This is a genomic window from Streptomyces sp. NPDC001933, assembly GCF_042890955.1.
GTDB lineage: Bacteria > Actinomycetota > Actinomycetes > Streptomycetales > Streptomycetaceae > Streptomyces.
This window is the reverse complement of the sequence record NZ_JBIASS010000059.1, coordinates 1-13,521: the sequence shown is the minus strand read 5'-3', so window position 1 is coordinate 13,521 and position 13,521 is coordinate 1. Positions and strand designations below refer to the sequence as shown.

Here is a 13,521-nt window from a genome sequence, read left to right as displayed (position 1 = left end):
CCACGCCTGCGCCCGCGCCCTGACCCACGACACCACCCTCTACCTGCACCACGGATTCGACCCCACCCGACACCACACCTGACGCCCCGCCACCCTTTCGGTCGGCGACCAGGCGTCCACCGGAAGGGACCCCCTCCGTGAACACACCACCCATACCGGTCGCCGCGCCGCGCCTGGACGCGGCCGACATCGCCGCCGCGCTCCGCGTCCTCGAATCCGGCCACCTCGTCCAGGGCCCCGAGGTCGCCGCCTTCGAGGACGAGTTCGCGGACCTGGTCGACGGCCACTCCTGTATCGCGGTCAACTCCGGAACCTCCGCCCTGTGGCTCACTCTCCTCGCCCTGGGCATCGGCCCCGGCGACGAAGTGATCGTGCCCTCCTTCACCTTCGCCGCCACGGCCGCCGCCGTCCGTCTCACCCGAGCCACCCCGGTCTTCGCCGACATCACCCCGGACACCTTCTGCCTGGACCCCGACGCCGTACGGGCCGCGATCACCCCCCGCACCACGGCAGTGATCCCCGTCCACCTCTTCGGACACCCCGCCGCGATGAATGAGTTCACCCAACTCGCTCAGACACACCACCTCGCCCTGGTCGAGGACGCCGCCCAAGCCCACGGCGCAACCCTCAACAACCGCCCGGCCGGCACCTTCGGGACCGCGGGCTGCTTCAGCTTCTACCCGACGAAGAACATGCAGTCCATCGAGGGCGGCATGGTCGTCACAGCCGACCCGGCCCTGGCCCGCACCCTGCGGCTTCTGCGCAACCAGGGCATGGAACGGCGCTACGACCACCGGATCGTCGGGACCAATGCCCGGATGAGCGACGTGAACGCCGCGATCGCCCGCAGCCAGCTCCGCCAGCTCCCGGCCCTGACTGGACGCCGCCGCGCGAACGCCGCCCGGCTCAGCGAACTCCTCACCGGCCTGCCGCACCTGACCCTGCCCACCACAGCAGAGGGAGCCGGCCACGGTTCTGGCTCACTTTCCGTGGATCAGCACGCTGAGTGACGTTCGTCGGGCGAGTAGGTCCTGGGAAGCTGCCTGAGAATGACCCGTACTGGGTGCGGTGTGTGACAGTTCGGCCAGTGGAAGAAGTGGTGCTCCGGCTGGAGGAGTTGCTGCTCCCATCAATCGCCGACGTGGCGGTGCTGTCGATCGACGTGAACGACGAGGTGGTACGCATCGAGGCCCGGAGCACGGCAGCCGGGTCCGTCTGCTCCGGCTGCGGGAGCTGCTCGCGGCAGAAGCGCGATGGCGTACTCGCGAGAAGCGGACCGCCAGGCATCGCGCCCTGAGTGCGACGAGGTCGACACCCTGGGAATCCCGGAGGGCGAACAGTTCACGAGCATCAGGCCGCATCAGCCGCCTTCCCCGGGCGGGCGCCCCGCCCCGACCAACATCAGCGGCCCCTGGCGACCGCCGCCCAGGCGCTGGCGATATTGGCAGCGATGGCGACGCCCGGGCTTGGACCCGCGCCCTGCGCCCGTCCTTCTCGTGCGTGGCGGCGAAATCCGTCAGCGCCAGCCGGGCCTCGTCGAACCGCTTGGTCTCGAACCGTGGGATTCCGCAGGCGTATTCGCCATCCCGGATGGCGTCGCTGGTCTTCCTGACCAGCACTGAGACCGACTTGTTCGGCAGCGAGAGGGCCGGCGTACGGAGCTGGCGCAGCGCGTCCCTGACTCCCAGGAGTCACTCCCGCCGCACGGCCCGGTTCCGCTCCGAAATCTTCCGTGAGACCGCGGCCCCGCCTCCCCCGCCTGCACCAAGCCCGGGGGCGTCTCGCGCAGTTCGTCGCAATCTCTGCTGGGCGAAGTACGTCAATGTGATGCACGACACAGTTGACCGTCATGCTTGATCAACACATGATCCACACAGATTCTTTTAAGAAAAAACTAAGGGGATGGGTGCGGCGTGTTTACGCAGGGGCGGGGGCACAGCTGGCGTCAGGCGGTGCGAAGTTGGACGGTAGCCGTCGCGCTTCTAGGGAGTGCGATTCCAGTGGTTGGGGTCGGAGCTACTCCGGCAATCGCTCATGACGGAGCGGCTTCGACAGCGGTTGACGGGACTTCTGAGTCGAGGGCCAGTGTTCTCGCGGGGGAGACCGGTGAGCGAGTGGCCGTGGACGGGGCGACTACCGAATCGTCCCAGGTCTTCGCCAACCCGGACGGCACCTTCACACAGGAAATGAACGCGGCTCCGGTCCGTGCCCGGAGGGACGACGGTACCTGGGCACCCATCGACACCACCCTCGTTCGCGAGACCAACGGCTCTGTGCGGGCGAAGAACACGACAGCTGGTCTCACGTTCTCCGGCGGCGGCAGCGGGGATGGACTGGTCACGCTGAAGGATGAGGGACACGAGCTGCGGCTCGGCTGGCCCACCACGCTCCCGGAGCCCCAACTCGACGGCGACGCCGTCACGTATGCCGGAGTCCTCCCGGACGTCGATCTGAGACTGACTGCGCTGAGCTCCGGCTACACCTCAGTGCTTGTGGTCAAGACCGCGGAGGCTGCAAAGAATCCGGCGCTCGCGACGATCAGGATGACCGTCTCCGGTAATGGTCTGGACATTGCCCCGACAGCCGATGGCGGTTTCGTCGCGCGCGACGGCGACGGCTCCCCGGTCTTCGAGAGCCCGGCAGGGCGGATGTGGGACTCGGCCGGTGACACCCCGGCAGCGGGCATCACCACGCAACTCGACCGCACCGTTCCAGCAGAACCGGAAGGCAAGTCGCAGACAACGGAGGCAGGCCCGTTGCCTGCCGCCGGGGGTGAGCCTGGGCCTTCGGAGGGCCCCGGCAGCGGTGACGCGGCGGCCGAGCTCCCGCTCAAGCTCGTCGGCACCACCCTGGAGATCACCCCTGATCCGGCCCTGCTCCACGGCGAGGACACCGTCTTCCCGCTCTACATCGATCCGCCGACCAAGGGCATCGCGCTGGGCGACTGGACGGCCCTGGCCTCCAACGGCACCAAGTACTGGGAGTTCGACGGGGACAAGGGCGTGGGCCACTGCTCCAACTACGCCGGTTACCTCTGCTCCAACAGCCCGTACACCCAGCGCATGTACTTCGAGTACCCGCTCTCGTCGATCCATGGCAAGAAGATCCTGGACGCGACACTGGAGGTGTATCAGCTGTGGACGTTCACCTGTGACCCGCACTGGTACGACCTGAGCCACGTCAACAAGGGCATCTCCTCCAGCACCACCTGGTCGACCCGCCCCGCCGCGGACGACCTGATGGGCGACCGGAACGTGGCCTACGGCCGGGGCAGCCTGTGCGACCCGTCGCAGCCGGCGAACTGGGTACGCTTCAGCGACAACGTGGGCGAGGAGACGAACGAAAACCTGACGACGACCCTCGCGTCCCACGCCGCCAACAAGTCGGCGCAGATCACCTTCTCGCTGACCGCACACGACGAGTCCGACGCCGCCGCCTGGGCACGGTTCCGCAACGACGCGAAGCTGTCGGTGACCTACGTCTCCTACCCGGACAAGCCGACCTCGTACGGCGTCCAGCAAGGCACCACCGGGCGGGCCTGCAACGCCTCCACGCTGCCCTTCGCCACCAGCGACACCACGCCGAAGATGCTGGCCACGGTGCAGTCGGCGGACGGCGCCAACGCCCAGGTGCGCGCCCTGTTCGAGGTATGGAAGGCCGACGGCTCCAGCCGCGCCTGGTACGCGGCCTCGCCGGACGGCGCCTGGGTGGCCGACAACGCCCCCCGCGACGCGACCTCCAGTGCGCTGCCGGCACAGACGGACTACCGGATGCGGGTCAAGACACAGGCGTACTACAAGACGGACCGAGGCGTCACCGGTGTCCTGGACTCGTCCTGGTCGTCCTGGTGCTACTTCCGGGTCGACACCGATTCGCCGCCACCTCCGGTGGTGACCAGCGCAGACGGCGTCTACAAGCCGGCCGAGACCGATCCGGCCGCCGGCGGGGTAGGCACGTCCGGCAAGTTCACCTTCACTCCCGCGGACACCAACCCCACCACGCCCGGCATCCAGTCGGACGTCGTCAGCTACAAGTGGAAGCTGAACAGCGGCGTAGTCTCCGCCCCGATCACCGTCGCCAAGGGCGCGGCCACCACCCAGACGATCATGCCGAACCAGGCTGGTGAGAACACCATCCAGGTCTGGGGCTTCGACGCGGCCGGACACAGCTCGCTCACCGGCTACTACAGCTTCCTCGTGAAGGGCGCAGAAAAGCCCTCGGGAATCTGGCGCCTGGACAACGCCCTCACCGACGCCACCACCGCCACCCAGCACCCGCTGACCTCCTCGGGGGCCACCTGGGACACCCTGGCCCGCAGCGGCTCCGGCGCGGCAAAGCTCAACGGCACGAGCGCCTACCTCTCCACCCCCGGCGCGGTGCTCGACACCACCAAGTCCTTCTCCGTCTCGGCCTGGGCCCGCCTGGAGAAGAAAGACGTCAACTACACCGTTCTGTCCCAGGCGGGAACGAACGCCTCCGGGTTCCAGCTGTACTACTCCACGGCCGCCAACGCCTGGATCTTCAACCGGCACCAGACAGACGTCTCAGGTCCGGCGATCACTCGCTCAATCGGAGCAAAGCCGCCGGTTCTGAACGCCTGGACCCATCTCGCCGGTGTCTACAACGCGGCGTCGCAGACGATCCAGCTCTACGTCAACGGCGTCCCGCAGGGCGAGCCCGTGCCGTTCACGGTGACCCCGTGGAAGGCGTCCGGCGGACTGCAGGTCGGCCGCCTGTGGGCCTCGGCGAACGGCAAGGAGAACTTCGCCGGCACCATCGACGAGGTCAAGGTCTGGTCTCGCACGCTGGCGGACACCGAGGTCGCCCATGACGCCTGGCTGGAGGACGAGGACATCAGCGACGGCACCGCCGGCGACCCCGTCCCGGCACTCGTCGCCAAGTGGGACGCCACCGACATGGCCAACGCCACCGGCACCACGGTGAAGGACACCAGCGGCTACGGCCGGAACCTGACACTCAACGGGGCCGCCCTCACCAAGTTCACCACCGGAGACCCGGATATCGGCGAAGAAGTCACGACCACGCAGTCGATGACCCTGAACGGCACCAGCGCCTACGCCACCGCCACCGGCCCGCTCCTCGACGACTCCGGTTCGTTCACCGCGACCGCCTGGGTGACGCTGGACCCGGCCAAGCTCGCCGACACCACCAAGTCATACGCAGTGCAGGTCTTCGGCCAGTCGGGAACGAGCCAGTCCTCCTGGGGCGTCTGGTACGAACAGCCGGCCGGAAGCACCCAAGGGCGGTGGACGTTCGGCCGTCCCGACAAGGACGGCACCGGAGCCGCCTGGACCGAGAGTGAATCCACCGCACTCACCACCGCTCAGCTGGGAGTGCCCGTCATGCTGACAGTCGTCTACGACGCCCAGACCGCAGCCGACCCCGAAGACACCTCCAAACTCGGTGCGCTCAGGCTGTACGTCGACAGCGCCCTGATGGGCGACGAGGACGGCGTGCCGTACACCACTTCCTGGCAGGGCGGCGGAACGTTCGAGATCGGCCGGGCGAAGATCAACGGCGCCGCCGCGCGCTACTTCCCCGGAAAGATCGACAGCGTCCGTGTCTGGGCCGGAGCCACCTCCACCGACACCATCGCCAACCGGCACAACATAGAGCAGCGGTAGAAGCGAGGCCGGTCGGAGTGCCCGCGCTACTGCGCGAGCAATCCGACCAGTTCAGGCCCGGGTGCTGCTGATGCCGGCGCCCGGGCCGTCTCGCACTTCTCCAAGCCTTCCGTAGCACGCGCGTCCTGACGGGCGCGCGCCAAAAGCAGCGCTCGCGGCGCCGATGCCGGAGCGTTTCCCGCTCACCATCGAACACGGAGAGTAACTGTGTCCTCGCCACCCTTCCGTAAGCGCTTGCCAGGGGCCGTCATACGCCGCTGGCTCGGCCGCGGTGCCCTCGTCGTCTCCCTCTCTGTCCTTCCGCAAGTTGTGATTCCCTCGGGGTACGACTTCGCCGCCCAGGCCCAGACCGCGACAGCCCGAAAGCAGCTGGAGGACCGGCCTAAGGCGAAGATCGACAAGGTAGGCAGGCTCAAGCCCGGCGCGTCCAAGGCCCCGAAGGACAAGGCCGCCTCCGCCTCGGGCAAGACCCGCGCGCGGCTGAGCAGTGCCGCGTGGCCGGAGGCTGGAAAGGCCACCGCGAAGATCCCCGCGACCAGCAAGGGGACCGCCGTCACGGTCGGCGGACTCGACGTGGACCTGGCCCAGGAGCCCACAGCCCCGGCAGCCAAGTCGGCCAAGACGAAGGCGGAGGCTACCGGTCCCGCCGAAGAAGTGGCGCTCAGGGTCCACTCCCAAGCCGCCGCTAAGAAGGCAGGTGTCAACGGGATCCTGCTCACCGTTGATCCCTCCGAAGGAGCTGCCGGAGATACCGACAGGCTCCGGGTATCTCTGGACTACTCCACCTTCAACGACGTCTACGGTGGCAACTTCGGCCCCCGCCTGCGCCTGGTGACACTCCCGGCATGTGCACTGACCACCCCCGAGAAGGAGTCCTGCCGCACTCAGCAGCCAGTATCCGGCGCGAGCAACGACACCGGATCGCAGACACTGACAGGTACCGTCTCCGCCCGCGCACTTGCATCCGGCACCCCGATGTTGCTGGCCGCAGCAGCCGGCAGCTCCGGCAGTGGAGGTGACTACGCCTCCACCCCGCTGTCCCCGACCGCCACCTGGGAGGCCGGCGGCAGTACGGGTGACTTCACCTGGAACTACCCGCTACGGGTTCCCCCGGCCACGGCCGGCCCGTCCCCGAACCTGTCCATCTCCTACAACTCCGCATCCGTGGACGGCCGCACGGCCGGAGAGAACAACCAGACCTCGGTGGTAGGCGAAGGCTTCTCGATCACCGAGTCCTACATCGAGCGCAAGTACGCCTCCTGCAAGGACGACGGCCAGTCCGGCAAGGGCGACCTGTGCTGGAAGTACGCCAACGCCACCCTGGTACTGAACGGCAAGGCCGTCGAGCTGGTCAACACTTGTGCCGACAAGGCGGCCTGCGACACCGCAGCCCTGTCGCAGGCGTCCGGCGGCACCTGGAAGGTGAAGAACGAGGACGGCACCCGCGTCGAGCACCTGACCGGCGCCACCGGCAACGGCGACGACAACACCGAGTACTGGAAGGTCACGGACGCGTCCGGCACCCAGTACTTCTTCGGCAAGCACCGGATGCCCGAATGGAGCGACAAGGGCACCACCGCCACTACCGACGACGACCCGGTCACCAACTCCGTGTGGACCGTCCCGGTCTTCGGCGATGACCCCGGAGAGCCCTGCTACAAGTCCACCGGCTTCGCCGACTCCTCCTGCAACCAGGCATGGCGCTGGAACCTGGACTACGTCCAGGACACCCACGACAACGCCTCCACCTACTGGTACAGCAAGGAAACGAACTACTACTCCAAGAACGCCGACACCACTGTCAACGGCACCGGCTACACCCGAGGCGGCTACCTCGACCGCATCGACTACGGCCTGCGCAGCGACCTGATCTACTCCAAGCCCGCCGCCCAGCAGGTCAACTTCACCTACGCCGAGCGCTGCGTCACCTCGGGTGGCTGCTCCAGCCTGACGGCGACCACCAAGGCCAACTGGCCCGACGTGCCATTTGACATGATCTGCGCGTCGGGCACCAAGTGCACCACCCAGATCGGCCCGGCCTTCTTCACCCGCAAGCGCCTCACAGACATCACCACCTCGGTGTGGACCGGAACCGGCACCACCCGCCGGGACGTGGACACCTGGCACCTGGACCAAAACTTTCCCGACACGGGCGACGCCTCCTCGGCGAGCCTGTGGCTGAAGTCCATCCAGAACACCGGCAAGGCCAACACCACCGCAGCCGTCATGCCGCCGGTCGTCTTCGGCGGCATTCAGCTGTCCAACCATGTCGAGGGCAGCGGTCCGGACACCCTGCGCTACATCAAGTGGCGCGTGCGCACCATCAAGTCCGAGACCGGCTCCACCCTCACCGTCAACTACTCTGACCCCGACTGCCTCTGGGGCACCAGCATGCCGGCGGACATCGACAAGAACATCCGCCGCTGCTTCCCGGTCAAGTGGTCCCAGTCCGGGGCAACCCCGGTCACCGACTGGTTCCACAAGTACGTGGTCACCTCCATCTTCCAGGACGACCCCTACGGCCACGGCGACACCGGCGAGAAGTACTACGACTACCAGGGCGGCGCAGGCTGGGCCTACGCCGACGACGAGGGCCTGACGAAGGCCTCCAACCGCACCTGGTCGCAGTGGCGCGGCTATGGCAAGGTCGTGGAAACCTCCGGCGACTCCGAGGGCCCGCGCAGCAAGAAGGTAACGCTCTACATGCGCGGCCTGAACGGCGAGAAGAAACTCGACGGCACCGTACGCATGGAAAAGGTCACCGACTCCACCGGCACCGCTATCGACGACTCCCGCCAGTACGCCAGCTTCGTCCGCGAGACCATCGCCTACAACGGCACCGAAGAAGTCAGCGGCACCATCAACAACCCCTGGTCCCACAAGACCGGCAGCCACGCCTACAGCTGGGGCACCGCCGACTCCTGGATCGTCCAGGCCGACGAGACCACAACCCGCACCAAGACCTCCACCGGCACCCGCACGGTCAAGCAGAAGACCACCTACGACACCACGTACGGCATGCCGATGACCGTGGAGGACAGTGGCGACACCGCCAAGACCGGCGACGAGGTTTGCACGCGGACCAACTACGCCCGCAACACGACGGCCTGGCTGGTGGCCGCTGTCAGCCGCGTCGAGGTGTACTCCGCCTCCTGCGAGCAGACTCCAACGATCCCCGGGGACGTCATCTCCGACGTCACCACGGCCTACGACAACCAGGCGGCCGGCGTGGCGCCCACCAAGGGCGAGATCACGGCCTCATACCGCGTGGCCAGTTACGGTGCGGTCGACAAGACCCCCGTCTACCAGCAGGTCTCCGGGGCCACCTACGACAAGCTGGGCCGCCCGCTCACCGAGACCAACGCCTCGAACCGCACGGTCAGGACCACCTACGTCCCCGACGACACCGGCTACGGCCCGCTGACGTCCAAGACCGACATCGACCCCAAGCTCTACACCTCCACCACCGAGGTGGACCCGGCCTGGGGCACGGCCACCAAGACCACCGACGCCAACCTCAATGTCACCGAATGGTCCTTCGACGCGCTCGGCCGCCTGCGATCGGTCTGGAAGCCGGACCGCTCCCACGCACTCGGCGACGCCGCCAGCATCGTCTACGCCTACAGCATCAACAATGACAAGGAGACCTGGGTCCGCACCGATGCTCTCAAGGCCGACGGGCAGACCTACAACAGCTCCTACGAGATCTTCGACAGCCTGCTGCGGTCCCGCCAGAAACAGATCCCCGCGCCGAACGGCGGCCGGGTGATCTCCGAGACCCTCTACGACGATCGCGGCCTGGCCTACATCACCAACACGCAGGTCCACGACAACGTCGCGCCCTCGGGCGCCCTGGCCAACACCTTCCCCGGATCCGTCCCCGCCTCCACCGAAACGGTCTTCGACGCCGCTGGCCGCGCCACCGAATCGATCTTCCGGGTCTACGACCAGGAGAAGTGGCGCACCAAGACCGAGTACCAGGGCGACCGCACCGCCGTCACCGCCGCCGCGGGCGGCAACGGGACCCTTAGCATCACCGACGCCCGCGGCCGGCTCATCGAGCGCCGTGAGTACGGCGGCCCGGCCCCGACCGGCACCGACTACACCCGCACGCTCTTCGAGCACGACGCGTCCAGCCGGCTGACGAAGATGACGGGTCCGGACAACGCAGTCTGGTCGTACGACTACGACCTACGCGGCCGCAAGACCACCTCCACCGACCCCGACAAGGGCACCGTCAACACCACCTACAACGAAGCCGACCAGCCGGTGACCACCGCCACGACCCTGAACCAGGTAACCCGCACCCTGATCACCGACTACGACGAGCTGGGCCGCAAGCTCGGCACCTGGGACGGCGTGAAGGACAACGCCCACCAGCTGACCAAGTTCACCTACGACTCGCTCGCCAAGGGACAGGTGACCGCGGCCATCCGGTACGTCGGCGGCACCACCGGCAAGATCTACTCCCAGGCCGTCACCGGCTACGACGCCCTCGGCCGCCCCAAGGGCACCAAGACCGTCATCGCCGCCAGCGACTCCCTGGTCACCGCTGGCGCGCCGCAGACGTTCACCACCACCACCGCCTACAACATCGACGGCACCGTCCAGTCCACCTCGATGCCCGCGGTGGCCGGCCTGCCCGCCGAGACCGTGACCAACAGCTACAACGGCCTCGGCATGCTCACCGGCACCGACGGCATGACCGACTACGTCCAGAACATCGGCTACTCCCCGTACGGCGAGATCGAGGAGACCCGCCTCGGCACCTCCACCGGTGCGAAGCAGCTCCAGATCCTCAACCGCTACGAGGACGGCACCCGCCGCCTGGCCAACACCCACACGGTCGACCAGACCAACGCCGGCTACACCAGCGACGTTGACTACGTCTACGACACCTCTGGCAACGTCAAGTCGATGACCGACAAGGCCAACGGCAAGGACACTCAGTGCTTCGCCTACGACGGCTACCGCCGGCTGACCGAAGCCTGGACCCCGTCCTCCAACGACTGCGTCACCGCCCGCTCGGCGTCCGCGCTCGGCGGGCCGGCCCCGTACTGGACAAGCTGGACCTACAAGCCCGGCGGCCTGCGCGACACCCAGACCGAGCACAAGGCCACGGGTAACACCCAGACCGGCTACGGCTATCCCGCCGTCAACACCTCCGGCGCCGGCCAGCCCCACACCCTGACTTCCGTCACCGTCAACGGTGGAACCGCCAAGGCGTACACGTATGACGAGCAGGGCAACACCACCAAGCGCTACGGCCCCACCGGCACCGCGCAGAGCCTCACCTGGGACATCGAGGGAGAACTCACCCGCCTCACCGAAGGCACCAAGGCCACCGACTACCTCTACGACGCCAACGGTGAACTCCTGATCCGCCGCGGTCCCGTCAAGACCGTCCTCTACCTGGGCGGTCAAGAACTCCACTACGACACGGCCGCCAAGAAGTTCACCGCCCAGCGCTACTACGCGGCCGGCGACGCCACCGCCGTCCGCACCGAGACCGGCCTGAACTGGATGGTCGACGACCACCACGGCACCGCCTCGATGACGATGGACGCCACCACCCAGGCCGTCACCCGCCGCTACACCAAGCCCTTCGGCGAAACCCGCGGCGCGACACCGTCGACCTGGCCCGACGACAAGGGCTTCCTCGGCAAACCCGCCGACGCCGACACCGGACTCACCCACATCGGCGCCCGTGAGTACGACCCGACCAGCGGACGCTTCCTATCCGTCGACCCCGTCCTCGCCCCCGGCGACCACGAGTCCCTCAACGGCTACGCATACGCCAACAACACACCCGTCACCCTGGCCGACCCCACCGGCCTCCGCCCAGACGGAGCGTGTGGTGGTGCCTCAAGCTCCTGCGGCGGGGGCACCGAAACCTGGACGCTAAACGACCAGGGCGGCTGGGACTGGAGCTACACCAGGACCTACGCGCAACCGGGCACATCTAATGGTGCAACCGGCACCTTCACCGCCGTAGTCACCCAGACTCAGAACAGCACGACGGCCAAGATCACCTTCAAGAAGGGACCGAACCCCAAACCGGAACGCAAGGAGGGGAAGGAGAAGGTCCTGGACCTCTCTGCCCAGGAGCTGGTCACGCTCTGGGCGATGGGCGGACCGCCTGAGGTCACGCTTCCCCCGGACGGCGAATTCGTGAGGCAGCTGCGCACGGAGACCCACTTCAGATCGTTCCTCGGTAAGATTCGGGGCCTGATCAAGGACGGCGTTTACCACACGGGCAAGGAGTCGTTCGACAAGTCTCACGCGGAACGGTCCAAAAGCGAGAAGATCTGGGAGGTATTCACGGACTTCACCGGGTTTTTCACCGAGGGAATCTACGGCGGCAGCCCCGCGAGCATGGCGCTCGGTTCCTACAACCTCGACTACCAACTGCTCGGGGTGTCCTGCCAGCCGGCCAAGACAGATTCGGAGTGGGATCACGGAGCACGGGTCGGCCAGGTGCAGGTATCGGTGTCCAACACCATGACGCGCGAATCGGCCATGCGCAACCCGTCGAACGACGGGTACAAGAACGGAAGCTCTAACCCGATCGCGAAGGCAGGCCTTGACGGCGTCAGGCGGATCTTCCCCGACGGCCAGAAGGACATCACTGTGACGATCAACTGGATCGAGGAAGTCTATGTGCCGTACTAGGAGAAGCCGACGGTTTCTCTTCGCCGCCGTTTCCGCCGTCCTTGTCATCGGTGTGTCCGGGTGTGAAATCGAAGAAGAATCGCCCGTTCCCAAGGAAAGCCAGATCGTCGGTCTGTGGAAGAATCCCGGAGGGGATTGGATCGACTTCGACAAGGATGGGACGGGCACCCTTTCCGCAGGGGCGCAGCTGCAGCTGAACTCACTGGTGAAGAAATCTGAAACCAAGGAAGTGTGCGAATACTCCTGGGGGGTAGACACCGTTCCCGCAGGGGGAGGCAAATGGGTTTCTCTGACCTTCCAGGAAGAGCAGTGCGGATCCTTGGGGAGTTCCGGCCTCTACTACTACTGGGATCCCTCCGGTGAACTGGTCCTGGCGAATTCTGTAGAATCACCGAAAGTCGAGGAAATCTATGCGCGCTCGAATGCGACCCCGTAGAGGATCTCCGGTAAACGGAAATCCGTAAGGCACAGTATGGCCTCTCCAATATTTTGGAGGGGTCATACTTTTGGTTGGCGTGAATCCCGGAGAGGAAATGGCTCTACGCACGTCGAATCCGCTGCGCCGAACTAACCGAAGGGGATAAGGGGATAGACCTGAGTGTCACCGTGATCAAATGAGGCTTCGGTGAACGCAGACAGAGTCAAATGTGGGACGCTAAGGGCTGTCCCGTAAATGATCTCTGAGCGGCCTCGGGCATGGTGGGCTGCCGTTACGGCTGGGTGGTTTACCTGGCGAGGGCGAGGTTGTGCATCCGTGCGATGCCGAGCATGGCGTGGTGGACGCCATCGCCCTTGAGGCGGCAGTCGCGGAGGATCTTCCAGGTCTTCATGCGGGCGAAGACGTGCTCGACGCGGGCGCGGACCTGTTTGTGGGACTTGTTGTGGGCCTGTTTCCATTCGGGTAGTTTTTCCCCTCTGCGTCGCCGGTGGGGCATCACGAGCCCGGTGCCCGGATAGCCGCCGTCGGCGATCGTCATGGTCTTGCCGACGGCGGCCTTCGCGCCGGACTCCTCCCACGCCTTGCAGTCGTTGCGATTCCCAGGCAGGGGCCGGCCGACCACCACAACCAGGCGGGTGTCGGCGTCGATGACGACCTGGTGGTTGGTGGCGTACCGGTAGTTTTTGGACTGCTCGGCGACGGTGTGATCGCGGGTGGGCACCAGGGTGCCGTCCACGATCAGTACGGCGTCCTTCGCGAACCGCT

At 66.6% G+C, this 13,521-nt stretch carries 5 protein-coding genes and 1 pseudogene; 5 read left to right on the top strand and 1 reads right to left on the bottom strand.

Annotation, left to right across the window (positions count from 1 at the left end; genetic code table 11):
- Positions 1–137: 137 nt before the first annotated feature.
- The 5 genes and pseudogenes from ACFYY7_RS43765 to ACFYY7_RS43745 form a co-directional block, all read left to right on the top strand.
- A pseudogene (locus ACFYY7_RS43765) lies at positions 138–971 on the top strand (DegT/DnrJ/EryC1/StrS family aminotransferase); the annotation flags it as partial.
- Between the two features lie 116 nt (positions 972–1,087).
- The gene (locus ACFYY7_RS43760) at positions 1,088–1,297 is read left to right on the top strand and encodes a hypothetical protein (RefSeq protein ID WP_388671533.1); all 210 of its coding nucleotides are present in this window, start codon (positions 1,088–1,090) and stop codon (positions 1,295–1,297) included.
- Positions 1,298–2,114: 817 nt separating this feature from the next.
- Positions 2,115–5,645, top strand: coding sequence for a LamG domain-containing protein (locus ACFYY7_RS43755; RefSeq protein WP_388671530.1), 3,531 nt, complete (start codon positions 2,115–2,117; stop codon positions 5,643–5,645).
- 249 nt (positions 5,646–5,894) lie between these two features.
- Positions 5,895–12,317 carry an RHS repeat-associated core domain-containing protein gene (locus ACFYY7_RS43750; RefSeq protein ID WP_388671536.1) on the top strand — a complete coding sequence of 2,141 codons (6,423 nt, stop codon included), beginning with the start codon at positions 5,895–5,897 and terminating at the stop codon, positions 12,315–12,317.
- Positions 12,304–12,753 carry a hypothetical protein gene (locus ACFYY7_RS43745; RefSeq protein ID WP_388671527.1) on the top strand — a complete coding sequence of 150 codons (450 nt, stop codon included), beginning with the start codon at positions 12,304–12,306 and terminating at the stop codon, positions 12,751–12,753. Before ACFYY7_RS43750 ends, ACFYY7_RS43745 begins: the two co-directional genes overlap by 14 nt.
- A 289-nt stretch (positions 12,754–13,042) precedes the next feature.
- On the opposite strand, the gene ACFYY7_RS43740 is transcribed toward ACFYY7_RS43745, so the two are convergent.
- Positions 13,043–13,521: transposase (locus tag ACFYY7_RS43740; protein ID WP_388671524.1), on the bottom strand; the 479-nt coding region annotated here is incomplete at its 5' end.

Excerpts from the sequence above, each read along its gene's own strand:
- ACFYY7_RS43745 (WP_388671527.1), top strand. The coding sequence starts at position 12,304 with ATGTGCCGTACTAGGAGAAGCCGACGGTTTCTCTTCGCCGCCGTTTCC.